Below are 22,684 nucleotides of genomic sequence, written 5' to 3'. Positions count from 1 at the left end.
GCTACCTCCGTGATATACTTAAATCCGGAGGTGTTTTAATTGCGTCTAGAAAACAAAAAAATTATTCAGCTTGCAAGTGATGAATTTGAAGATCTTGAACTTTGGTATCCGGTTCTGCGCTTAAGAGAAGAAGGAGCAACGGTTCATATCGCTGGTGAAAAAGCAGATCAAACCTTCAAAGGAAAGTACGGTATTCCCGTTACGTCGGATATTGCTTTCTCTGATGTAAAACCTGAAGACTACGATGCGATCCTTGTACCCGGAGGCTGGTCTCCGGACAAGCTTCGCCGCTACCCGGAAGTATTGGACATGGTCCGTCACATGGACCAGAATGAGAAACCAATCGGACAGATTTGCCATGCCGGCTGGGTTCTCATCTCCGCAGGAGTTCTGAAGGGCCGAAACGTCACGAGCACACCTGGAATAAAAGATGACATGACCAATGCAGGTGCAATCTGGCATGACACGGCAGTCATTACAGACGGCCACATCGTCTCGAGCCGCAGGCCTCCGGATCTCCCGCAATACGCTAAAGAATTCGCGGATGTCCTGGCCGCTCAATAAACTGCCCCCCCCCCTTTCTGGATAAGGGGGTTTTTTCATGGACATTTTAGCGGGACAGGGACATAGACTGAAGGACCGATGCAGGGGACGCGGGTCTTACCCGATTAAGAAGGGTGGTGCTTAGATGTATGAGGATTCAGAATAACCTTTTGCATTTCTGACTTTCCTTCAGCACATTTTGATGCTCTCCGGTTCACTGAGGCAATAAGTGCGTTACTTATGAGAAAAAAATGAAGACCAGCTTTCTTTACATATAGATGAGCCGATTCAAACTCTCTAATCCCGTGAAGTAGGTGCCGGGCATATGGTTTGCCGAAATGGAGCCTGAATCAATAGTGAAGGGATAGGACGTTTGAACATGCTGGTAAAAGGATTTGGAGTGGTTAATGGGATTGTAAACGATAATAGGCGGGAGCTTTGGAACAATGTCTGTCTTATTAACAAAGCGAATGCTATTCGGTACAAGCCGGTCATATACGGACGCAAACAAACCGTCTCCAACCCGTGGAGCGCCGTAGCTGTACATGACAATGGATCGGAATCCTGAGTTTGCTGCTGCATCAGCCGCATGAAGAACGGCTAAAGCACCGCCAAGGCTATGGCCCGTAATAAACAGGTTCTTTTTTTTCGATATGCCTTCATACGCTTTTAAAATTTCATCTCTGCATGTGGAATAGATTGACTGAAAGCCCCGGTGAACCTGACCTGCGCCGGGATGATAAAGGTAAGGGGATTGTCGGATGGCAGCATTAGCTATCCAGTCTTCATCTGATTGCGTACCGCGAAAAGCAATCACCGCTGCATCATCTGATTCCAGGATAAATCCAAACCATTCGGGTACACCGATGCTTGAGGCTTTAAAGGCCTTAACTAACTGAAAGCCGGGTACGATTTCTACTGGCCCATTATTGATATACTGGCGATAGGCATACACACACATATGAAGTAAAAATTCGGCCAGTTTGTTATTGTAAAATGGTTTTCTTCTCCACATATACTTGATCCACCACCCCGCTTAATCAGGCTTATGCATTACGATACGCTGCGGATGAAAAGAAGTGCCTGGTTATAAAATCGACAAAAATACCTGCCTGAAAGAGGGATAATGGAAATAGATGTCGTATTTAATAAAAAAATAGCTGCGGGGTAGAGATTATGATCGTAGAAAAATTATTACTGCACGTTCTGATTGTTCTTGCTCCTATCCAGATCCACAGTGTTTTTTTCTCTGAACGTTCCATTGGAAGAACTTCGTACTTGATTGGAATCCTCCATGGCTTTTCAGCTGCTCTTTGTATTTTGTTTGCCTATGAAGGTCTTGGGTTTTTTTGGGATCTCCGATATGTTCCTTTAGTGCTTGCTTTTCTTTACGGCGGGCTGCACAGCGGGTTTATTGTACTGGCTGCTATCTTTATTATGAGACCCTTTGTAGGCGGAGATGCCTTGCTGTACGGCTATTTAATAGCCATTCTTTCGGCTGCGGGTCCCATGCTCGCCGGCAAAAGCTTTAACAAAACGGAAAAGAAATGGCAAAGAGTGATGTGGGCGGTCTTAGCAGCTTTCTGGGCGGTGATTATCCAGCAGGGAGTTGTTTTAAGCTACATGACTGCCTCGAATGCAGACATCGTTTATACAGCGGAAGTCAGCTATTTTATCTTCATCCTTGGGGCTATACAAATGCTCGGCTCGGGATTTGCCGCACTATTGCATGAAGCGAGCATTGAAAGGAACAGGCTCCAGGAGGAAATCTTCAGAGCTGAAAAACTGAATACGCTGGGTGAAATGGCAGCATCTATAGCACATGAAGTCAGGAACCCGCTTACAGTTGTAAAAGGGTTTTTACAGCTTATAAAAGCAGATGATAAAAAAGGAAACCTGCCCTATCTGCCTCTCATATTAAGTGAGCTGGACAGAGCTGAATCCATTATCAGCAGCTATTTGAACTTTGCCAAGCCACAATTAGAGATAGTGGAAACCTTTGAGCTGAGCAATTTCCTGAAGGATGTTAGACAGCTTCTGAACCCTCTGGCACTAAAAAAGGGAGTTACATTAACCTGTCAGGCTGAAACAAAAATTATTCTGGAAACAGACAGGAACCAGCTGCGGCAGGCTATGATCAACCTTATTAAAAATGCAATAGAAGCTACTCCCGAGAGTGGATCTGTAGCCATTTTGCTGTCAGTGGAAGGAGAAAAAGCAGAAATTACCGTAGCCGATACCGGCATAGGGATGACGAAAGAGCAGCTGGCAAAGCTCGGCAGCCTGTATTATTCAACAAAAGAAAAAGGCACAGGACTTGGTACGATGGTATCCCTTGGAATCATTGATGCAATGGAAGGCAAAACCGTTTACAAAAGCCAGCCTGGTATAGGAACCACGGTGAAAATTTCACTTCCTTACACAGCCAAAGAAAATGCTGGAACTTACGATCCTTTCTAGCCAACTACTTTCCTGTATAGCGTCCTCCGCTATTGGGAATAAATAAGCTAATGATGGATAGGAGGAAATCCAATGAGCAATCTGCATGTGGTCTTATATGATATTCACGAATATTTTATCCTTAATCCAAATTTTCTTCGGGCTTCTATCGAGGATTCAGAGCAGCTGGACCTTGATGTCCGAATTAACAAGGCATTAAGGCTGCACTTTAAAGATATAAAAGAGGAAGAGTATCACAATACCCTGATTCCTGCGTTGAACCGCATCGGGCACGATCTCCGTTTTGCTTATGGGGATGGCCATACATTAATTATCTATAAAAAAGAAGAACAGGTCAGCTGACTGAATAGTTCCGCCATTATACCTCTGAAATGAAAAGAGCAGATCCCATGGGACCTGCTCCTTTTTGTTTTGCAGCCAGTGTTTTTTAGTTGTAGACTTTAATCGTTACTTTCTTAACGCCCCATTTAAGAGCTGCGCTGCGGGAAGATAGGAAAATATCGATTTTACCGTTTTTGATGGCACCGCCGGTATCACCTGCAATTGCCGTTCCATAACCTGGCACATAAACTTTAGAACCAAGCGGAATTTGTTTAGGATCTACGGAAATCACTTTTGCATTCGGATTTTTCTTTAGGTTAATGCCTGTAGCGGTGATCCCGCTGCAGCCTTTGCAGCTGGCTGTATAAGCAGTTGCTGTCACAGTCATCGTTTTATATGATTGTTTTGCCGCCGGTTTTGCTGCTGGTTTGGATGCTGCTGGTTTAACGGCCGGTTTTGAATCAGAAGCGGAAACAATCAGCATCTGATTAACGTAGATTGTATCAGATTTTAAGCCGTTCCATTTTTTCAGCTGGCTGACGGACGTTTTATAGGCTTTAGCAATTCTTGAAAGAGTGTCTCCGGATTTAACAGAATAGCTTGATCCGGATTTTACGGCAACTGGTTTAACAGAAGCTGGTTTAACGGCCGGTTTTGAAGCAGAAGCGGAAACAATCAGCTTTTGGTTCACGTAGATTGTATCAGATTTTAAGCCGTTCCATTTTTTCAGCTGGCTGACGGACGTTTTATACGTTTTAGCAATTCTTGAAAGAGTGTCCCCGGATTTAATGGTATAGCTTGATCCGGGTTTTGCGGAAGCCGGTTTTACAGAAGCTTTCGCGGAAGCCGGTGAAATTGTCAACTTTTGGTTCACTCTAATCAAGTCTGATTTCAAGCTGTTCCATGATTTAAGCTGGCTCACAGTAACATTATGCTTCTGACCAATCTTCCAAAGAGAATCACCTGATCTGACGGAATATGTGGCTGCGGAGGCACCGGCTGAGATTCCAAACGACAAGAACATACCTGCACTGACTGTCAAAATAAACTTCTTCAAAAGTCCTAGTCCCCTTTATGTATATGATGGCTAATATTACTAGATTTATATGACAATCGTGTATCAAATAGTTTCTATTTATGTTACAAAAACATTTCATCTAGTAATATTAGGTTTGAATTTTTGAACACCTGGCAGTTCATATAAGCTGAAACTACGCATTTTAAAGGGTTTTCACGAAAAAGGCTATATTATAAAAAGAAAAAACTAACATAGAATAATAATAGAAAACAGGACTTTTGAATGGGGCATCCGACAAAATGCAATAAAGGGAATTTTAAACCAGGATTTGCAGGGGGGATCTTTTCCTTTTTTTTCAAAAGCTGTTATGGAAAAGAATCGTTATTTGTACGGGTGCAAAATAACCCTGGCTGCATGGTAAGATGGAAGATATATCTATTATAGGGGTGGATGATGCTGGAACATGATGATAAGCCGTTTAGAGAAGAAACGGCAGGTATTAAGATTTTTGTTGTGACCGCGCTATCATTAATCGTGATTCTTACGATTGTATTTGTATTTGCTGCCTATTTTTTTGGGATAGCCGGTATTTTCAATCTGGCAGGAGTTCACTATGATTCTCTGTCCTCGCTGGTTCAGTTTGTGATTTTTTACTTTCTCCTTGGTTTGGCAGGGGATATAGTGAATAAGGTATTTGTTGTCTTGCTTTCAAAAACGGCCATAAATGGTCTTGCTGCCAGGTTTGTTAAATTTCTGGCAAGCTTCATTGTTACATGGTCTATCTTCTCTTTTCTAAGCATGGTTATGCAATCTATACATATAAACACGATCACTCAAGTAATCGCGGCCTCTTTAATTGCCATTATTGAACTGACAGTAGATGGCGGCGGGCGTAAAAGGAATTCCTGAATTCTTCATGGGAGCTCTCATTCAGGATCAAAGAAGTTGTCAGGCGAGTCCGGTTTCCTTTACTCTGGCTGATTCCCGCTTGGGGGCTGCTCACCGGCAAGACTCTGTTTCTGAAGGAGTTCCCCTAATACTTTAAGAACTAAAAGGATGTACAAAGAAATCCCCGGCATCATACCGGGGATTTTTCATATTGCAGCAGGACTTTTCAGACTGCTTCAATTAAGGATTCGTAGACCATAGCCCTGCTGATTTGATAAATGTCCTGTTATTGAGCTTGAGCTGGGCGACGATATATTCCGCAATGTCTTCAGCCTGCATGACTTTGTCTGGATTTCCGTCCGTCAGATTGTTATCAATGGCAAGATCCGTTGCAACGGTGCTTGGCGTAAGGGCGGAAACACGGATGTTATGTTTGCGGACTTCCATCGCAAGTGACTCTGTCAAGCCAAGCAATCCGAATTTAGAAGCGCTGTAGGCACTTGTAACTGGCGCCCCTTTTTGGCCGGCGGTGGAGGAGATGTTGATAATGTCCCCCGCTTTCCGTTCAATCATGCCCGGCAGGACAGCCCGTGTAACATAGTAAGAGCCAAGCAGATTTACTTGGATCACGTTTTCCCAATCCTCCGGCGCAAGCTCAAGAAAGCCGCCGAATTTTGCAATGCCTGCGTTGTTAATGAGAATATCAATGGAACCAAGATTCTCTTCAAGCTGTGCCGCAGCTCTTTTCACAGACTCATTGGATGCCACGTCGGCAGAAGCGTAATACGCTTTTACACCTAATGCCCGGGCTTCTTCAGCAGTCTTTTTAAGATGTTCTTCTGTTCTTCCGAGCAGTCCTACATGAACCCCTTCTTTTGCGAGATGAAGGGCTGCGGCACGCCCGATTCCCCGGCCTGCCCCTGTAATTAAGGCTATTTTCCCTTGCAGTGATTGCCCCATGGTATTGCCTCCTTCAGCTTGTTCTTTTTCCATCATAATTTTATATGCATTGATTCTCAAAAATTTTGTCCTATTGTGCAGAATGGCTATGCTTGCGTCTCAATCTCGATCTCAAGTCTTCGTAAGCGCCTGACCCTAAAATAACACCTGATATGATCAGGAGCAATCCGATCAGGTGGGAAGGGTAAACGGTCTCGTTTAAAATGAGAACCGAACCGGCAAGAGCAAAAAGAGTATTGAGATTCATAAAAATAGCGGACTCTGCCGCTCCAACCTGGCCGATGGCATAATTGTACGTCATATGCCCAATGGCTGTCGCAAATACGGCGGATAGGAAAAAGGCTGTCCATACTTTCGGATTTCCGCCGGCAAGGGAGGAAAGGCCGTCTTTCTCTGTGAAAAGAGAGATGACAAAAAGAACGATCGATCCGAAAAAGAGCATATAACCGGTCAGCAGTCTCGGGTCCATATTTTTGCAGGATTTATTAATAATCACAAAGCTGAATGCCTGGGTAAGGATGGAGAAAAAAATGGATACATCTCCGGCGTTCACGGCACTGATGCCCTTCCCGCCGGCTATAACGGTAAAAGAAACACCGGCTAGACCGAGCAGGAAGCCGGTAAGGCGGATGACCGTTAATTTCTTGTTAAGAAAAATAATCGACAGAATGGCCACCAGAATGGGGCCAAGCCCTAAAATGAGGCCGCCATTTGTCGAGCTGGTAATGGAAAGGCCGATCGACAAAAAATAATGATGGGCCACTACGTTCAATAAGCCGCATCCGATAATCAAACCTGTTTCACGGAGAGTGGGCCTCCGGAGAAGTTTTAGAAAATAAAGCATGATAAAAACACAAATACTTGCTGTGAAAATCCGTAACGAGGTAATCGTGACGGGAGGAAATGTTCCGACAATAATTTTTAGAAGAGGGACATTAAATCCCCACAAGAGCATAATGCCGACTAGAGTAAAATAAATGCGAGCGTTTTTCACCGGGTTCCCTTCTTTCAGAAGACTTCAAGTATCAGCCTATCACACTGCTTTTTCCATCACAATAATGCTGATTTTCTATTGAGTAATATACTGGAAAAGGAGGGCATTAATTTGAGTATTAAAAATCAGTTAGCTATCGTTACCGGGGGTGACGCGGGCTCGGTGCTGCCATTTGTATGCCCTTGCTGAAGAAGGAGCATTCGCCGCCGGGAATTATCACAGGAATACTGTACAGGCCGTGCAGGCAGCAAAGGAAATTCGCGCTGCAGGGGGTTCTGCAGCTGCCATTCAGGCAGATGTTGCAAATTGGGAAGATGTCAGGATGCAGGTAAAAGGAGCGGAGGAGATCTGTGGCGCCATATATCTGGCGTCTCATGAACGGTCCTTTATCACAGGACAGAGCTTGTCTGTAAATGGAGAGAAATTCATACGGATATATAAATAAAACGGCCTCGCGGGCCGTTAATATTCGTCAGGTTCCCAAGTCATTTATGAAACTGTACACGTTCCCCGAGCGGTTTGAATTCTTTAGGTCCAGGGGGCGATACAGGCTTACCGAAAGGCATTTGAGCAATCAGCTTCCAGCCTGCCGGAAGCTTCCACTCTTTCTGAACCGCTTCATCAATTAATGGGTTGTAATGCTGAAGAGAGGCCCCGTACCCTTCCAGCTCCAGTGCTGTCCATATGACAAACTGCAGCATGCCGGAGGACTGCTCGGACCATGTATGGAAGTTTTCACGGTAAAGAGGGTATTGCTGCTGAAGAGACTCAATCACGGCTTGATCTTCGAAATATAATACCGTGCCATAGCCGTTTGCGAAGCCTTCTAATTTTTCTTCTGTCGGGCTGAACTGGCCTGAAGGAACAACCTTTCTCAGCGCCTCTGTCGTGATGGTGCTCCAGAGCTTGCTATGCTGTTCTCCCAAAAGGACCACAACCCGCGCGCTCTGGGAGTTAAAGGAAGAAGGTGTGTGCTTGACAGCATGTTCGACCACTTCTTTAATCCTATCGTCCGGGCCAACGGGATCTTTGCTGATGGCATAGTAGGATCGCCTTTCCTCAACCGCTGCCAGAAAGTCTTTCTTCCCTGCGCTATCATTATTTTCATTACTGAAAAGCTTGTCAAATAAGGCCATACACATTCCCCTTTCCGGATTTTCACTAATAGCTTGCCCATTTTATCCAAGCAGATGAATCCAATTTCCGGAACCGCATGAATGAACCATTGGCTTTAATGCTGTTCGGCAGCTTATAGCTGAAGCAGGAATTGTCCGATGATTACCGTGAGAAGCAATACCCCTATTCCTAAAGCGCGAACGCCAAACAACTGCTTTTCTGATAAATCTTCTTCTCCCTGAATTTCCCTCCAATATGGATAAACAAATCCGATCACCGGAGAAAGAACCAAACCCAAGGATACAAGCAGCACGGCTATTATGGTCATTTAAATCAAGCCCCCCCTTATAGGAGGTGTTTCCTTGATGCCCCATGACTAAACCAAGATAGACCCTTTAGTATACAAATGACCGGCTATGAAGACTTCTGCTGAAAAAAAGCTGGTTGTAAAATGTAACTTTTTTATTTTTAGTAATCCTGCGCTATAATGAGGGTGGGAGTGATGAAAATGGAACATTTACACATATGTCCCCGGTTTGAGCAGGCAATAAAAATGCTCGGCAAAAGATGGACAGGCTTGATCATTCATCAGCTGCTCGATGGTCCGAAACGATTTAGTGTCCTGGAAGCATCTACCTCCATAAGCGGAAGAGTATTGTCAGACAGGCTCAAAGATCTTGAGCAAAACGGTGTGGTCACGCGCACCATTATCCCTGAAACCCCTGTACGCATTGAATATTCGCTGACAGCAAAAGGCCAAGCGCTTAAACCTATACTGAAGGAAATCGAAAACTGGTCCGAAAATTGGATCGAATTCGAACAGGATAACCGAATTGGCCAATGACCCGATGGGTGGTTGGCTTTTTTTGTGAACTGGCGGGTGGGAAAGCAGTCGCGGTTTTCAGCGGGAACGGACAGAAAAGCGGTCAGATAGATGGAAAAAAGTGAAACAGAGGCACACACGGAGCCACTCGGTGTCAATGTGGAGTTGGATACGGGCCGACTAGAGCCGGATACGGGCCAACTTAGCAGGAATACGGGCCAGGTTTACCCGGATACGGGCCAACTTCGTCCAAATACGGGCCAGGTTTACCCGGATACGGGCCAACTTCGTCCAAATACGGGCCAGGTTTACCCGGATACGGGCCAACTTTGTCCAAATACGGGCCAAACGACAAGATTCGCCAACTTTTCACACCTGTCCTCCGGCTAAACAAAAAAGCGATTCCTTCATCACTGGCTCCGTGAAGGGATCGCTTTTTATGCTTTGAATAGGTTTTCTTCCATTTTTCCTGCTTTGTCATTGTTTTTCGCTCATGCAAGCTGTAGTCGGGGGCGGCTCCTCTTAGCTTTGCCGTATCGGATCCATGATTTCGGATTGTGTGTTCCCGCTGCTTCCTGGCTTTGCTTTTTGACATACATGATCACCTCGAGCAATAGTATACCATTTTCTGCATAAGAAGTTGATTCTAACGTAACGTCAGGATATATAATGAGGCATAAGGAGGTTATCCCAGTGTACACGATCGGACAATTTGCCAAAAAGACAAGTGTTACGATAAGAACGCTTCGCTACTATGATCAGCAGAAGCTGCTGAAGCCGAGCTATGTGAGCGAGTCCGGCAGAAGGTATTATAAGGATGAAGACTTGGTCATTCTCCAGCAGATTCTTTCACTTAAGTTTCTTGACTTCAGCCTGAAACAAATACGTAAACTGCTGACAGCGGCTGACGGTGATTTGAAATCATCCCTCGAAATGCAGAGGGAATTGATGAAGCATAAGCAGAGCCATATAAGCCGGGTTATTCTCTCACTGGATCATGCTCTTACCCTTTTAGAAGAAGAGAAGCGGCCCAATCTTCAGATTCTTGCGTTTGTAATTGAAAGCATACAAAAGGAAGATGAGCATATGGAGTGGGTAAAAACTCATTTTCCAGAGAAATACGCTGCCCGCTTGGAAACTTTTTCAGAAGAAGAGTGGCTGATTCTACATAAAAAGACCGTGCTGCTTTTCCAGGAAATGAAGGATTCCCTGCAGGAGTATACCCCTGAATCAAACGAAATTCAGATGTTAATCAGGGAATGTTTACGTCTCCTGTCCGGAATGCTTGGGGAAGAGGAGATGATGACCAAACATACTTATCTTGGCCAGAACTGGGATCGGCTTGAAGCGATTGCTCAAGAAGAAATACCTGCAGCTTCTCCGTTCACCGAAGAGGAGGAAAAGCTAATCGCAAGGGCCTTTGAATTTTACTGGAGTGAATCAAAGGGAGAAAAAAAGGGGACTGAATCATGAAAGAACAAACGGAAAGAATTGAAAAACATCAGCTTAATGCGTTTATCAGACTGCTGAAAAAACACCGGCCTTCAGCATGGATGATAGCGGCGGTGCTGTTCCTGAGCCTGCTTGAAACAGGGGCTGGACTGATTGTGCCGATCTTCACCAAGGATTTGGTGGACCAGGCAGGAGCTGCCTCACTAAGTTCCAATGTAATTGTTCTTTTAATAGGAGCGTTCGTGCTGCAGTCCGTTGGCGCCGGTTTTTCCTACTATATGCTGATGTACATAGGGGAAGCCATTGTGAAAGGAATCCGCGAACAGCTGTGGAGCCACATTCTGCTGCTGCCGGTTTCTTATTTCGACCAGCACCAGTCCGGAGAAACGATGAGCCGCATTACCCAGGATACCGATACAATCAAGACATTGATTACGAACCACCTTGTAACATTCATTTCAGGGATTATCGCAATAGCCGGTTCGGTCGTTATCCTGTTCATGCTGGACTGGAAGATGACGTCCATCATGCTCGCGGTCATTCCGCTCTCTATGCTGCTGCTCTGGCCGATGGGGACGAAAATATATAGAATTTCAAAGGCGACACAGGATGGGATGGCTTCATTTAGCGGGGATTTGGGCCGTGTGCTCGGCGAAGTCAGGCTTGTCAAAGCTTACAGCGGGGAAGATGTTGAGGAAGGAAAAGGAAAGAATGGAATCGGGAACCTGTTTAAGCTCGGACTCCGGGAAGCCAAAATTCAGGCAATCATTTCGCCGTTCATGACAACAATCATGATGATTGTCCTTGTTATTTTAATCGGCTACGGAGGTGTGAGAGTTGCAACAGGGGATTTATCGGCAGGAACCCTTGTTGCCATTATCATTTACGTGTTTCAGATTATTGTTCCATTTACCCAGCTTGCCTCCTTTTTCACGGCCTTTCAAAAAGCGATGGGCGCGACAGACAGAATTCAGGAGCTCTTTACTATGAATGCCGAAGAGAATGGGGCTGAGAAAGCGGATGTCTTAAATAAAGAGCTTCGGTTTGAACATATACATTTCAGTTATTCAGAGGATAAACCGATATTAACGGACTTATCCTTTACCGTTTCTCCAAGCAGGACGGTGGCACTGGTCGGACCGAGCGGCGGCGGGAAAACCACCATTTTTTCGCTGATCGAACGGTTTTATAAGCCGGTAAAGGGCAGTGTGAAGATAGGGGGACAGGACATCAGCAGCTTTGATTTGCGAAGCTGGAGAAGGCAGATCGGCTATGTTTCCCAGGACAGTCCTATTATGTCGGGGTCGATCCGGGATAATATTTGCTACGGAATCGAGGGTGAGGTTCAGGACGAAGAGGTCAAGCAGGCGGCAGAGCTTGCGAATGCAGCGGAGTTTATTGAAAAAATGTCCGACCGCTATGAAACTGAGGTAGGAGAAAGAGGGGTCAAGCTTTCCGGAGGGCAAAAACAGCGGATTGCGATTGCGAGGGCCATTTTAAAAAATCCGTCGCTGCTTCTGCTCGATGAAGCTACGTCCAATCTCGACAGCGAATCGGAGGTTCTAGTCCAGCAGGCGCTGAAAAATCTAATGACAGGCAGAACTACCTTTGTGATTGCCCACAGGTTATCCACAGTCGTTGATGCCGATCAGATTCTCATCCTGGAAAACGGGAAATTAACAGGACAGGGGAGACACGAGGAATTACTGAAAAGCCATTCTTTATACCGCAAGCTTGCGGAAAAGCAGCTGCAGCTGGAGGCGGCCAATTAACATAAAAAAAGACCAAATCCGCAAAGATTTGGTCTTTTCTCTTCAGGAGGCGTGATCCTGAGGCAGATAGCTTGTCTGTTTTTTCCGCGTTACAGCTGTAAAGATAAACAGGGTAAGAATGATTAGCCCTGAGGCGTATAAATACAGGCTTGAGTAGCCTAAGTCGGTTGCGAGCATGCCTAGAATATAGGAGCCTCCTGCTATACCTATATCAAAGAACGTAAAGAAGGTGGAAGTGGCATGTCCGCTCCTTGATGGATGGGCTCTTTGAATAGCGAGCGTCTGGAAACAGGGAACGAGAGAGCCGTATCCAAGTCCGATCAGTGCGCCTGACATGAGCAGCATCCAAGCTGTATCGGTGAAGCTGAGCAGCAGCATCCCGGCTGCAAAAACGATAAAAGAGGGAATCATGACAATAGCAGGGCCTTTCCGGTCGAAGAGCCTGCCTACAAATGGTCTTGATAACAGCATGACCACAGCAAATACAACGAAGAAGTAGCTTGCTGCCTGGGTAAGTCCCAAGCTTTTGGCATAGATGGAGATAAAGGAAATAATGCCTGAATAAGAAAATGCAATCAGGCCGCCAATCACCGCTATCGGTATCACTGATCTCTCGAGCAAATCAGAGGCTGTAAATTTACGTGCAGCAGCAGGCGGTACGGAATGTTCCACTTTGATAACAAAGCTGAACAGTACCCCCGCTACAGCCAAGACAGTGAAAAGAACGAACAAGACGGTAAATGTTGTGAACTGAAGAAGCGTTAACGCAAGAAAAGGACCGAAAACTACGGCGAGATTCATTGACATCGCATGATATCCCAATCCTTCTCCACGCCGCTCTTTCGGAATAATATCAGCTGCTATCGCACCGGTTGCCGTTGTAATGACACTGAACCAAATGCCGTGAATGAATCGCAGGACAAGCAAGCTTGCAAATTGATCAACCCATACATAGACAACAGTGGTGAGCATAAACAAAATCATCCCGATGATCAGGCAGATTTTTTTCCCGAACCGTTCGAGAAGCTTTCCCCAGACAGGACGGACTAGAATGGCGGAAAGCATGAATACGGTAATGACCAGTCCGGCCTCGGCATTTGACCTGTTTAAATCCTCTACAACATAGATAGGCAGAGCAGTAAGCAGGGCATAAAACGTCATGAAAATAAAAAAGTTAATGATAAAATTACTGATAAAGCTTTTTGTCCATATAGGAGCTTTACTTGTGGATGCAGTCATGTTGAACCTCCTTTAATACGGTCAATTTTTTGGAAGAAACGGGCCCAATCGTGATGGATTCCCTATGATTTGTCAGCTGCCGATTTTTTGGAGCAGACGGCTTAATGTACGGCGTTCATTCTCATCCAAATACTGCAGCATTTCCTCTTCGAATGAAATCATCGTTTCTTTGATGCTGCCAAGCTTTCCCTCCGCATCAGCCGTTAATGAAACAATTCTTTCCCGCTTATCGGCCCCGGGCTCCCGTTTAACCCAGCCGGTTTCTTCTAATCTGGCAATCGTTCTTGTGACGGTTGGGGCTTCCACGTTCATGTAACGCCAAATTTCGGTTTGCGACATGGGTCCGAACCGGATCAGACAATATAAAATAGACCATTGGGCACTGTAAATTCCATGGTCCTGAAGGCGGGCATTCGATTCCTTTGATAAGTACCTTACGAGCTGATGCAGATTATGGATGATATTCCTAGAATCCTCCATTTTTTCACCTCATTTATTTACCTAAGTAAGTATTTTATCTCCTTTTTGGACGAAAATCAATCAAATAAGCCGAATAAGTTTGAAATAGTAAAGAATCTGTACGTGAGTTGGCGAGAAGTGGATAGATTGCCTATGAAACTCTTTTCAGGGAATACATATCCTTTGAAACCATATTTTTTTTCTGTTAGGGTTGTTTAGGAGCAAACACAAAGGGAGGAAACAAATATGAAAGCCAAAGGTCTAGTATTATCCTCAAGCATTGCAATTGGAGCTCTTACTTTTGCTGGGCAAGCGAACGCAGCAAGTGCTGAAAGTTACAAGGTCCAACAAGGTGATTCTTATTATAAAATCGGACAAGAATACGGCGTTTCAATTGATGCACTGAAGGAAGCCAACAGCCGTTCAGATAATATGATTTACACAGGTGAAACCCTTCAGGTTCCTGTAGCAGGCGCAGAAGATGTAAAGGGTGCTGAATACGCGGTATCCGATGCAGATAAAGAGTTAATGGCCCGCCTTGTAGAGGCTGAAGCCAAGGGTGAGTCCTATGAAGGAAAAGTAGCGGTAGCCACTGTTGTTATGAACCGCGTGGAAAGTGATAAATTCCCCGACAGTGTAAATGAGGTAATCAACGAACCGGGGCAATTTTCACCGGTAGCAAACGGCCAAATCAATAATCCTGCCAGCCAGGAATCAAAAGATGCGGTCAATGAAGCAATCTCTTATTCCAGCATCAGCAAAGGTGCTCTTTACTTCTATAATCCTGATAAAGCCAGCTCAAGCTTTCTTAACGGAAAAGAAGTGACCACAACAATCGGCGACCATGTATTCGCAAAATAACGTCATCAAAAAGGAGCGGATCCCAGTGATCCGCTCTTTTTAATGGGTTTTGTTAGTAAGTCCTGCTGATTGGAGCGGAAGGTGCAATCCTCCTGAGAGAGAGAAGCAGAACGGATGGGACCCGCAAGCGCAAAGCTTAGAGGAGCTTCCCAGCCCATTGATAAGCAAAAGCCTGCACCGGAAATCAGCAGCTGGGTTTTATCAATCTCTTTATTAAGGAGCAACAGAAACCGTATTCAGCAGCACAAGCACAGCTCCTGCCAGCGCTCCAATTCCGATCCCGTAAAGCAGCCAAGCCATTCGTTTATTGCCTTTCGGGGCATTTTTCATGCGGACAACCGTAATGAGACGAAAAGTCATTAATAAAAATGCAGCAACAGCAAATAAGATAATTCCATTCAAGTGATAGGTCCTCCTCGGTCAATCCTCATGTAAATGATGTACCCGTTATAGATAGGTTTCTAAAACTATTTTATCGTGAAATGCATTTAAAACAAATGGGAATAAGAGCAAAGAATAGAATGCAATCTTTTACCAAAAGGTTTTTCACACATCCAGCAGACTTTTCGTTACAATAGTAGAAGAAAATAATAGTAGGTGGCCGGTTATGGAACCCTCCAGAAAAATTGCACTTAAAATTGCACTAATTTACCTCATTATAGGAGTTATCTGGATTTTCAGTACAGACTATCTTTCCTTGCTTATAGCCAGAAAAGATTTGCATTTATACAGCTTTTTCCAGCAATATAAAGGCTGGATGTACATTTTTATTACAAGTGTTTGTTTGTATGCACTCGTACATAGGAGCACAAGGGAATTTATCCGGTCAAAAGAAAAGCTTAAGCAAAAGGAACGGGAGCTTGAACGGAGCAATGAACACTACCGGTCTCTCTTCCACCACAACCCCGATGGCGTATTTGAAGCGGATTGCTGCGGGAGGCTTATGGCGCTTAATCCTGAAGGCGAGATGATAATCGGATGGAAGGAATCCTCTTTAAAAGGCAGGAGCGCGGTGGATTTCATTAAAATGGATGAACAGAGAAAAGCGAAAGATCTGTTTGAAAAAGTCCTGGAAGGGAATCCTCAAAAATTCGAACTCACGGTAAACACCCGTCTGAACCAGAAACGCATTCTCCGCTGCTCCCTGCTCCCTATGATTGTAGATGGAGAGATACAGGGTGTTTTTGGAATCGCAAGGGACATCACCGAGTTTAAAGCCAGCGAAGAACTGATGATCACAACTGAAAAAATGTCGATCATCGGAGAACTGGCTGCATCTGTTGCTCATGAAATCAGAAATCCGCTTACCTCTCTTAAGGGGTTCGTCCAGCTGATGTCTGCCTCCAAACAAGTGGATGACCAGCACCTGAGCATCATGATGTCCGAAATCGACCGCATCAACCTTATTTCCGGTGAAATGCTGGCCCTTGGCAAAAAGCAGGATGTCCATTTTAATAAGGAAAATGTGCATTTCATAATCAGGCATGTCATTGCACTGATCGAAGGCGAAGCAAATATGAAAAACGTCATGATCAGCCTTGAAGCGGAACAGGAACACCTTCTACAAATTTGCTGTGATCAAAATCAAATTAAACAGGTCTTTTTGAATTTGGTTAAAAACAGCATTGAAGCCATTCCGCAGGCAGGTTTTGTTGCCATAAAGCTTTTCGTAAAAGATAACTGCGCCGTAATTACCATTAAGGATAATGGTTCAGGAATGGAAAAAGAGAGGCTTGCAAAGCTCGGGGAACCCTTTTATTCCACTAAGGAAAAAGGGACCGGACTTGGTCTTGCTGTCTGCTTCAGCATCATCAAACGGCATAAAGGCTCCATCCACTTTTCCAGCCAACAAGGAAAAGGAACGACGGCTACCGTAAAATTGCCCATCGCAAAATGAAAGCTGCCGCACTCGCTCGGGGCTTTGCGGTCCGCTGCTGGGGTCTGTCCCTCACTTTGCTAAAGAGCTAAAGCTCTGGCACCATCTCTCCTATCCGCTGTGCCGCAAGGGTTTACTAGTGCTGGTCTCTGACCCGCACCGCGTTAAAGCAGTGCGGGCCAGGCACCGCGCCTGACCCCACTTTCACTGCCGCACGAAAGCTTCGGCACCAGCTCCGCCGATCCGCGGTACATAAGGGCTGACAGCACCGTATCTCTGTCCCCGGTTTCTTTACAGCATTAAAGCTCCGGTACCTCCGACCCCCGCTTTGCTAAAGCATTAAACCTCTGTCCCTATGCAGTTTGAAACCTTGCAGGACAAGGCACTGGAGATGGTTCCCTCTGTCCCCGAAAATACAGAAAAAAGGGGTCGGAGGCTGCCTCCGACCCCGATTATAGCAACTGGTTATCCTCCGTCCCCTAGGTGTCAAAAGCGTTGAGAGAGTAAGAATAATGAACTAGTGCCTCCAGCCCCCGGTGCTTTAACGCATCGGGGGTCGGAGGCGAACCAGACCATTATCGGACCAGAACGATTAAAAGAGCCGGAATCCAGAACCAGAGCTATTATTGAAACCGGAACCAGCACCCGGAACCAGCACCCGAGCCAAATACCCGGAACCAGCACCCGAGCCAAATATCCGGAACCAAACCCAAACCAGAACCACTGCCGGCCGAGCGTATCCTAACTCAACGGACAGAACTGCACCTGTACCTGAATACTCTCAGCCAAATATCCACTATCCACATCCCCTTCCATCCAAACGATTCAATGAAAAAGAAAACAGGGTCCCATCTGCGGAACCCTGCTCTCTATTCTCAAAAACCTTCCAGCCTGCCATCAGGCAATCAGCTTTAAACCAATAGTAGACCCAAGGATCAAAGCGATAAAAAGAATCCTTTTCCACTCCTTGGACTCGCCGTACAGGATCATGCCCATAACGGCACCGCCGGCTGCGCCGATGCCGGTCCAGATCGCGTACGCTGTCCCCATAGGGAGTGACTTCATGGCGATTGAAAGGAGAAGGAAGCTTGCAGAAAAGGCTCCTGCAAAGAATAGCATATTTACAATCGAACGCTTTCTTGTGAGCCTGTTCATTGAAACAACTCCAAGCATTTCAAACAATCCGGCAAATACTACAGCAATCCATGCCATCAGCCTGTCTCTCCTTTCGTATCATCAGTGACCATCTTAAGTCCGATAACTCCGACAAGTAAAATCCCAATCATTAAAAGCTTTAAGGGCTCTACCGGCTGATTAAAGAAGATGATTTCCGCTAAAACGGTTCCTGCTGTGCCAAGTCCAACGAATACGGCATAAACCGTACCGACTGGAAGCTTGGAAGCAGCAAGAAGCATAACTCCAAAGCTCACGATAATGCCAATAATCGTTCCAGTCCATTCCAGCCCATTATCTGAGTGCTTTAATCCAATTACCCAGCCTACTTCAAAAAAACTGGCCAGTACGACATAGATCCAATATCGATTCATGTAAATCCCTCCTAATGAATTCCCTTCCAAAATTCATGTAAATCCCTCCTAATGAATTCCCTTCCAAAAAATGCTCCATGATGCATCCAGTCTTTTTTGACTGCGGTCTTTCCCTCCGTAAAGCATTTCAACAAACAAGCTGTCCAGCACACCTAAATACGCAATCGCGGCCTGTCTGGAATCTGTAACTATCCGAGCACCCTCAAACAGCTCGAAAAGTGCGGCTTCAAGAACATCCAAATGATTATATACTTGTGTCATCAGCTCTTTATACATATGTTCCGGGGGGAAGAAGGCTGTACGGAGCCAAAATTTTGTTTCCGCATTTTTTTCGTATCTTTCCATGCAATCCGTCAGATATGCATATAGCCTGGAATGTATATCTTCGGCTGATTTTGTTTTAAGACTGGCAATGGCATGGTCCATTTCATGCTGAAACACGTCCTCCGCTGTTTGAAGAAACAGATCATCCTTACTCTTATAATGAGAGTAGATGGATTGTTTTTTGATTCCTGCTTCCTCTGCGATTAAAGAAAGAGATGCTCCTTCATACCCGTGCTGTGAAAAAACAATCAGTGCCTTTTGCTTTAACTCATCTGCTTTCATGGCTTCACTCTCCTTACGACCGTTCGTAAGTTATTCTAGCATGCTTTTTTGCTGAAATCAACAGATAGGGCGCGTCATGGCTTTTCTGCTGAATTGATGCTATTATTTACAATGTTGAATGATCGAAAATAACTAACAGAAAAGGTGTTGAAGGAATGTCCCAAGCATCGTATATACAAACATTCCAGCAGTTTATACAGGAAGCGTGGAAGCATTCTGCTTTTCCTGCTCCTACAACCGTTCAAGCACAATCGGCTGAGCCGATTATGGAAAATAAAGATGTTCTGGCAAAATCTCCGACCGGCAGCGGCAAAACACTGGCGTATCTCCTCCCCGTTTTGGAGAGGCTGAACCCGGAAGGCAAGCAGCCCCAGGCTGTTATACTGGCCTCCTCTCATGAGCTCGTCATGCAGATTCATGCCGTTATCCAGGAATGGATTAAAGGAAGCGAATTAAGAACCGCCTCTTTTATTGGAGGTGCAAATCCGAAGCGTCAGCTTGAGAAGCTGAAAAAGAATCCTCACATCATTACAGGTACACCCGGCAAGGTGCATGAGCTGATAAAAATGAAGAAACTTAAAATGCACGAAGTAAAAACGATTGTTTTGGATGAGGGGGATCAGCTTCTTGTGCCGGAGCATATGAAGATCATCGAGGAGATCATTAAAAGCACTCAGCGGGACCGCCAGCTGCTGCTGTTCTCGGCTACTCTTTCGACGAAAACCGAGGAGCTTGCCGGAGCGATGATGAAGGAACCGGTGAAAATCAATATAGCCCGGGAAGAAGCCATCAAATCAGAGGTGCGCCACCTTTATATTGTCAGTGAACAGCGCGACAAGCTGAAAGCTCTGGAAAAAATCATGAGAGCTGCCCCGGTTAAGACGCTTGCTTTTATGAAGGACATCGGGAGCGTAAATGTGGCAGCCGAAAAACTGGCCTACAATCGCATGCCGGTAAGCATCCTGCACAGCGAAAGCGGGAAAACGGATCGGGAAGCCGCCTTGAAGAAGTTCAGGAAAGGTGACACGCCTTTGCTGATTGCAACAGACGTCGCAGCAAGAGGGCTGGACATCCAAAATCTTGAACAAGTCATCCACCTGGACTTCCCGGAAGACATCGACCAATTTGTACACCGTTCCGGCCGTACAGGCAGACTTGGGTCATCCGCGAGCGGAACCGTCATCTCTCTTGTGACAGAAAGAGAAGAGCGTGAACTTAAACAATACGCGGGCAAGCTCGGTCTTAAGCTTGAGCCGAACGTTCTATACGGCGGAAATATCCTTAGCGAAGAAGAACGAAGAAGGAATGGAAGAAAGAGATAGTATTGGAATGAGGACCCTTTGCAGGGGTCTTTTTTCTTTATTGAGGTTTTATTGGCGGATGGGAGAACTTCCATTAAGAGTAACGGATATGCGAAGGCGGATTATAACGTCCGGTGGATTACGGGCCAGGCCCCCATTTCTTGCACCCTCCCCATTTTCTGATAAACTGTAAGAAGGTTATTTTCGCGCGGAATGATGCGATTTATATAAAGAAAGGCAACGATTCATGCTGCCTGAAAGGATGTTAAAATGAGTAAAACAGTGGTATTAGCTGAGAAGCCGTCTGTAGCGAGGGATATTGCACGTGTACTGAAGGCGGAACGGAAAGGGAATGGATTCTTGGAGGGCGGCCAGTATATTGTGACATGGGCGCTTGGACATTTGGTGACGCTTGCGGATCCGGAAGCGTATGATCAAAAATATAAGTCGTGGGATTTACATGAGCTGCCGATTATGCCGGAACAATTAAAGCTGACCGTAATTAAGCAAAGCAGCAAGCAATATCATGCGGTAAAGTCCCTTTTAACACGCGGTGATGTGAAGGAAATCGTGATTGCAACTGATGCCGGCCGTGAGGGGGAGCTCGTGGCGCGCTGGATCCTTGAAAAAGCGAAGGTGAATAAACCGCTGAAGCGCCTGTGGATCTCATCCGTCACAGACCAGGCAATCCGTCAGGGATTTAAAAACCTAAAGGACGGAAAAGAGTATGAGTACCTTTATCATTCAGCTGTTGCACGTTCTGAAGCGGATTGGTTTGTAGGAATCAATGCCACACGTGCGCTGACAACAAAGTTTAATGCCCAGCTTTCCTGCGGGCGGGTTCAGACACCCACCCTGGCGATGATTGCAAAGCGTGAAGAAGAGATCAGCCAGTTTCAGCCCAAAACCTTTTACGGTCTATCAGCTTCAGGCATGGATGGGCTGAAATTGACATGGCGGCATAAAAAAACGAATGAAAATAGAATGTTTGATAAAATACAGGCCGACCGCCTTCTGCAGCAGCTCCAAAATAAACAGGCTGTTATTCAAGAGGTTAAACGGACAAAGAAAAAAAGCTTTGCACCTCCGCTGTACGATTTAACCGAGCTTCAGAGGGATGCCTATACACGGTTTGAATACTCTGCCAAGCAGACGCTTTCCATTATGCAAAAGCTGTATGAGCAGCATAAAGCCGTTACGTATCCCCGAACCGATTCAAGGTATTTGTCATCCGATATGGTTTCAACCCTTCAAGACAGGGTGAAAGCATGTGAGGTGAAACCGTACGCACCATATGCAGCGGCAATTTTAAGAAAAGGAATCAAGGCAGGCAAATCGTTTGTGGACGATGCCAAGGTTTCCGACCACCATGCCATCATTCCGACTGAAGAGACACCGCTCTTATCTTCACTTACCAGCCAGGAGCGAAACATATACGATTTGATTGTAAGGCGGTTCCTTGCTGTTCTGTCCGATCCGTATGAATATGAGCAAACCTCCATCCTGGCCGATATCGGCGGAGAAGAGTTTGCCGCAAAAGGAAACAGGGTCCTTACTATGGGCTGGAAAGAAGCAGCGGGAAAAGATTCGGACACAGAATCCGTTTCAGATGTCCCGCTTGTTAAAGAGGGCGACCGCTTTGAACCGAAGCTGACTCAAACGACCGGAGAAACAAAGCCGCCTGAACGGTTTAACGAAGGAACCCTTTTATCAGCAATGGAAAATCCGGCGAAATTTATGGCCGGTGAAAACAAGGAACTGATCAAAACGATAGGGGAAACCGGGGGTCTCGGGACAGTAGCTACCCGTGCAGATATAATAGAAAAGCTCTTTAGCTCATTTGTCATCGAGAAACGCGGGAAGAACCTTGCCGTTACATCTAAAGGGAAGCAGCTGCTCGGATTAGTGCCGGAAGAGCTTAAGTCGCCGGTACTCACGGCCGAGTGGGAGCAAAAGCTTGCTGCGATTGCTAAAGGGAAGCTTCCGAAAGACCGGTTTATTACAGAGATGAAAACGTACGCCGGTAAAGTCGTGACCGATATAAAAAACAGCGGCCAAAAATTCAAGCATGATAATGTGACAGGAACGAAATGTCCGGATTGCGGCAAGCTGATGCTTGAAGTAAAAGGGAAAAAGGGGAAAATGCTCGTATGCCAGGACCGCGAATGCGGGAACAGGAAGAACATTTCAAAGACGACCAACGCCCGTTGTCCTAAATGCCATAAACGGCTGGAGCTGCGGGGCGAAGGGGAAGGCCAAATGTTTATGTGTGTATGCGGCCACCGTGAGAAGCTTTCGGCTTTCAACGAAAGGAAACAGAAGGAAAAAAATCATAAAGTATCCAAAAAAGAAGTTGCAAATTATATGAAAAAACAGGATGATGAGTTTTCCAATAATGCATTAGCAGACGCCCTGGCGAAGCTGAAACTGAAATAAAAACTTTACCGT

At 45.6% G+C, this 22,684-nt stretch carries 24 protein-coding genes; 11 read left to right on the top strand and 13 right to left on the bottom strand.

Annotated elements, in window-relative coordinates:
- Positions 1–39: 39 nt before the first annotated feature.
- Complete coding sequence (locus tag ACQCV8_RS11455; protein ID WP_426844764.1) at positions 40–564, top strand: type 1 glutamine amidotransferase domain-containing protein; 525 nt, start codon at positions 40–42, stop codon at positions 562–564.
- Positions 565–811: 247 nt separating this feature from the next.
- Here the strand turns inward: ACQCV8_RS11455 and ACQCV8_RS11450 are convergent, their stop codons facing one another.
- Entirely contained in the window at positions 812–1,558 is a 747-nt protein-coding gene (locus tag ACQCV8_RS11450) for a lipase family protein (RefSeq protein ID WP_426844763.1), read from the bottom strand.
- A gap of 161 nt (positions 1,559–1,719) precedes the next feature.
- On the opposite strand from ACQCV8_RS11450, the gene ACQCV8_RS11445 reads away from it, so the two are divergent.
- A complete protein-coding gene (locus ACQCV8_RS11445) occupies positions 1,720–3,003 on the top strand; it encodes an ATP-binding protein (protein WP_426844762.1) in 1,284 nt (427 codons plus the stop codon).
- 72 nt (positions 3,004–3,075) lie between these two features.
- Positions 3,076–3,345: a hypothetical protein gene (locus ACQCV8_RS11440; RefSeq protein WP_426844761.1), complete on the top strand. Its 270-nt coding sequence runs from the start codon at positions 3,076–3,078 to the stop codon at positions 3,343–3,345.
- An 85-nt stretch (positions 3,346–3,430) separates the two neighbouring features.
- On the opposite strand, the gene ACQCV8_RS11435 is transcribed toward ACQCV8_RS11440, so the two are convergent.
- Entirely contained in the window at positions 3,431–4,381 is a 951-nt protein-coding gene (locus ACQCV8_RS11435; protein WP_426844760.1) for a LysM peptidoglycan-binding domain-containing protein, read from the bottom strand.
- 414 nt (positions 4,382–4,795) lie between these two features.
- Here ACQCV8_RS11435 and ACQCV8_RS11430 point away from each other — a divergent pair, with 414 nt between their 5' ends.
- Positions 4,796–5,251 carry a YrvL family regulatory protein gene (locus ACQCV8_RS11430; RefSeq protein WP_426844759.1) on the top strand — a complete coding sequence of 152 codons (456 nt, stop codon included), beginning with the start codon at positions 4,796–4,798 and terminating at the stop codon, positions 5,249–5,251.
- Between the two features lie 219 nt (positions 5,252–5,470).
- Here the strand turns inward: ACQCV8_RS11430 and ACQCV8_RS11425 are convergent, their stop codons facing one another.
- The 4 genes from ACQCV8_RS11425 to ACQCV8_RS11410 form a co-directional block, all read right to left on the bottom strand.
- Entirely contained in the window at positions 5,471–6,190 is a 720-nt protein-coding gene (locus ACQCV8_RS11425; protein ID WP_426844758.1) for a 3-ketoacyl-ACP reductase, read from the bottom strand.
- Positions 6,191–6,260: 70 nt separating this feature from the next.
- Positions 6,261–7,184, bottom strand: coding sequence for a DMT family transporter (locus ACQCV8_RS11420; protein ID WP_426844757.1), 924 nt, complete (start codon positions 7,182–7,184; stop codon positions 6,261–6,263).
- A 485-nt stretch (positions 7,185–7,669) separates the two neighbouring features.
- Positions 7,670–8,320 (bottom strand): nitroreductase family protein, encoded by a 651-nt coding sequence (locus tag ACQCV8_RS11415; RefSeq protein ID WP_426844756.1) that lies wholly within the window; start codon positions 8,318–8,320, stop codon positions 7,670–7,672.
- Between the two features lie 113 nt (positions 8,321–8,433).
- Positions 8,434–8,628 carry a hypothetical protein gene (locus ACQCV8_RS11410; RefSeq protein ID WP_426844755.1) on the bottom strand — a complete coding sequence of 65 codons (195 nt, stop codon included), beginning with the start codon at positions 8,626–8,628 and terminating at the stop codon, positions 8,434–8,436.
- 180 nt (positions 8,629–8,808) lie between these two features.
- On the opposite strand from ACQCV8_RS11410, the gene ACQCV8_RS11405 reads away from it, so the two are divergent.
- Entirely contained in the window at positions 8,809–9,144 is a 336-nt protein-coding gene (locus ACQCV8_RS11405) for a winged helix-turn-helix transcriptional regulator (RefSeq protein WP_426844754.1), read from the top strand.
- A gap of 181 nt (positions 9,145–9,325) precedes the next feature.
- On the opposite strand, the gene ACQCV8_RS11400 is transcribed toward ACQCV8_RS11405, so the two are convergent.
- Entirely contained in the window at positions 9,326–9,718 is a 393-nt protein-coding gene (locus ACQCV8_RS11400) for a hypothetical protein (protein ID WP_426844753.1), read from the bottom strand.
- A gap of 98 nt (positions 9,719–9,816) precedes the next feature.
- Here ACQCV8_RS11400 and ACQCV8_RS11395 point away from each other — a divergent pair, with 98 nt between their 5' ends.
- Both ACQCV8_RS11395 and ACQCV8_RS11390 read left to right on the top strand, forming a co-directional pair.
- On the top strand, positions 9,817–10,596 hold the full coding sequence (locus ACQCV8_RS11395; protein WP_426844752.1) for a MerR family transcriptional regulator: 780 nt from the start codon (positions 9,817–9,819) through the stop codon (positions 10,594–10,596).
- Positions 10,593–12,347: an ABC transporter ATP-binding protein gene (locus ACQCV8_RS11390; RefSeq protein ID WP_426844751.1), complete on the top strand. Its 1,755-nt coding sequence runs from the start codon at positions 10,593–10,595 to the stop codon at positions 12,345–12,347. The genes ACQCV8_RS11395 and ACQCV8_RS11390 overlap by 4 nt, the downstream gene beginning before the upstream one ends.
- Positions 12,348–12,389: 42 nt before the next feature.
- On the opposite strand, the gene ACQCV8_RS11385 is transcribed toward ACQCV8_RS11390, so the two are convergent.
- A complete protein-coding gene (locus ACQCV8_RS11385; RefSeq protein WP_426844750.1) occupies positions 12,390–13,586 on the bottom strand; it encodes an MFS transporter in 1,197 nt (398 codons plus the stop codon).
- Between the two features lie 72 nt (positions 13,587–13,658).
- A complete protein-coding gene (locus ACQCV8_RS11380) occupies positions 13,659–14,066 on the bottom strand; it encodes a MarR family winged helix-turn-helix transcriptional regulator (RefSeq protein WP_426844749.1) in 408 nt (135 codons plus the stop codon).
- Positions 14,067–14,291: 225 nt separating this feature from the next.
- On the opposite strand from ACQCV8_RS11380, the gene ACQCV8_RS11375 reads away from it, so the two are divergent.
- Positions 14,292–14,906 carry a cell wall hydrolase gene (locus ACQCV8_RS11375; RefSeq protein WP_426844748.1) on the top strand — a complete coding sequence of 205 codons (615 nt, stop codon included), beginning with the start codon at positions 14,292–14,294 and terminating at the stop codon, positions 14,904–14,906.
- 213 nt (positions 14,907–15,119) lie between these two features.
- On the opposite strand, the gene ACQCV8_RS11370 is transcribed toward ACQCV8_RS11375, so the two are convergent.
- Complete coding sequence (locus tag ACQCV8_RS11370) at positions 15,120–15,308, bottom strand: hypothetical protein (protein WP_426844747.1); 189 nt, start codon at positions 15,306–15,308, stop codon at positions 15,120–15,122.
- A 205-nt stretch (positions 15,309–15,513) separates the two neighbouring features.
- Here ACQCV8_RS11370 and ACQCV8_RS11365 point away from each other — a divergent pair, with 205 nt between their 5' ends.
- Positions 15,514–16,803 carry an ATP-binding protein gene (locus ACQCV8_RS11365; RefSeq protein ID WP_426844746.1) on the top strand — a complete coding sequence of 430 codons (1,290 nt, stop codon included), beginning with the start codon at positions 15,514–15,516 and terminating at the stop codon, positions 16,801–16,803.
- Between the two features lie 876 nt (positions 16,804–17,679).
- Here ACQCV8_RS11365 and ACQCV8_RS11360 read toward each other — a convergent pair.
- From ACQCV8_RS11360 to ACQCV8_RS11350, 3 genes are read right to left on the bottom strand one after another with little or no spacing between them, the layout of a single operon-like run.
- Positions 17,680–17,994 carry a DMT family transporter gene (locus tag ACQCV8_RS11360; RefSeq protein WP_426844745.1) on the bottom strand — a complete coding sequence of 105 codons (315 nt, stop codon included), beginning with the start codon at positions 17,992–17,994 and terminating at the stop codon, positions 17,680–17,682.
- A complete protein-coding gene (locus ACQCV8_RS11355; protein ID WP_426844744.1) occupies positions 17,994–18,329 on the bottom strand; it encodes a DMT family transporter in 336 nt (111 codons plus the stop codon). Before ACQCV8_RS11355 ends, ACQCV8_RS11360 begins: the two co-directional genes overlap by 1 nt.
- 48 nt (positions 18,330–18,377) lie before the next feature.
- Complete coding sequence (locus ACQCV8_RS11350; RefSeq protein WP_426844743.1) at positions 18,378–18,935, bottom strand: TetR/AcrR family transcriptional regulator; 558 nt, start codon at positions 18,933–18,935, stop codon at positions 18,378–18,380.
- Positions 18,936–19,090: 155 nt separating this feature from the next.
- Here ACQCV8_RS11350 and ACQCV8_RS11345 point away from each other — a divergent pair, with 155 nt between their 5' ends.
- The gene (locus ACQCV8_RS11345) at positions 19,091–20,257 is read left to right on the top strand and encodes a DEAD/DEAH box helicase (protein WP_426844742.1); all 1,167 of its coding nucleotides are present in this window, start codon (positions 19,091–19,093) and stop codon (positions 20,255–20,257) included.
- 249 nt (positions 20,258–20,506) lie between these two features.
- Positions 20,507–22,672 (top strand): DNA topoisomerase III, encoded by a 2,166-nt coding sequence (locus ACQCV8_RS11340; protein ID WP_426844741.1) that lies wholly within the window; start codon positions 20,507–20,509, stop codon positions 22,670–22,672.
- Positions 22,673–22,684 lie beyond the last annotated feature (12 nt).

Origin of the sequence: Metabacillus sp. 84, from assembly GCF_050107715.1 — a bacterium.
Lineage (GTDB): Bacteria > Bacillota > Bacilli > Bacillales > Bacillaceae > Metabacillus_B.
This window is presented reverse-complemented; position numbering and strand designations above follow the sequence as displayed.

Coding starts and splice junctions, on each gene's coding strand:
- ACQCV8_RS11450 (WP_426844763.1), bottom strand. CDS start 1,558: ATGTGGAGAAGAAAACCATTTTACAATAACAAACTGGCCGAATTTTTA.
- ACQCV8_RS11445 (WP_426844762.1), top strand. CDS start 1,720: ATGATCGTAGAAAAATTATTACTGCACGTTCTGATTGTTCTTGCTCCT.
- ACQCV8_RS11440 (WP_426844761.1), top strand. CDS start 3,076: ATGAGCAATCTGCATGTGGTCTTATATGATATTCACGAATATTTTATC.
- ACQCV8_RS11430 (WP_426844759.1), top strand. CDS start 4,796: ATGCTGGAACATGATGATAAGCCGTTTAGAGAAGAAACGGCAGGTATT.
- ACQCV8_RS11425 (WP_426844758.1), bottom strand. CDS start 6,190: ATGGGGCAATCACTGCAAGGGAAAATAGCCTTAATTACAGGGGCAGGC.
- ACQCV8_RS11415 (WP_426844756.1), bottom strand. CDS start 8,320: ATGGCCTTATTTGACAAGCTTTTCAGTAATGAAAATAATGATAGCGCA.
- ACQCV8_RS11410 (WP_426844755.1), bottom strand. CDS start 8,628: ATGACCATAATAGCCGTGCTGCTTGTATCCTTGGGTTTGGTTCTTTCT.
- ACQCV8_RS11405 (WP_426844754.1), top strand. CDS start 8,809: ATGGAACATTTACACATATGTCCCCGGTTTGAGCAGGCAATAAAAATG.
- ACQCV8_RS11400 (WP_426844753.1), bottom strand. CDS start 9,718: ATGTCAAAAAGCAAAGCCAGGAAGCAGCGGGAACACACAATCCGAAAT.
- ACQCV8_RS11390 (WP_426844751.1), top strand. CDS start 10,593: ATGAAAGAACAAACGGAAAGAATTGAAAAACATCAGCTTAATGCGTTT.
- ACQCV8_RS11385 (WP_426844750.1), bottom strand. CDS start 13,586: ATGACTGCATCCACAAGTAAAGCTCCTATATGGACAAAAAGCTTTATC.
- ACQCV8_RS11380 (WP_426844749.1), bottom strand. CDS start 14,066: ATGGAGGATTCTAGGAATATCATCCATAATCTGCATCAGCTCGTAAGG.
- ACQCV8_RS11375 (WP_426844748.1), top strand. CDS start 14,292: ATGAAAGCCAAAGGTCTAGTATTATCCTCAAGCATTGCAATTGGAGCT.
- ACQCV8_RS11365 (WP_426844746.1), top strand. CDS start 15,514: ATGGAACCCTCCAGAAAAATTGCACTTAAAATTGCACTAATTTACCTC.
- ACQCV8_RS11360 (WP_426844745.1), bottom strand. CDS start 17,994: ATGGCATGGATTGCTGTAGTATTTGCCGGATTGTTTGAAATGCTTGGA.
- ACQCV8_RS11355 (WP_426844744.1), bottom strand. CDS start 18,329: ATGAATCGATATTGGATCTATGTCGTACTGGCCAGTTTTTTTGAAGTA.
- ACQCV8_RS11350 (WP_426844743.1), bottom strand. CDS start 18,935: ATGAAAGCAGATGAGTTAAAGCAAAAGGCACTGATTGTTTTTTCACAG.
- ACQCV8_RS11345 (WP_426844742.1), top strand. CDS start 19,091: ATGTCCCAAGCATCGTATATACAAACATTCCAGCAGTTTATACAGGAA.
- ACQCV8_RS11340 (WP_426844741.1), top strand. CDS start 20,507: ATGAGTAAAACAGTGGTATTAGCTGAGAAGCCGTCTGTAGCGAGGGAT.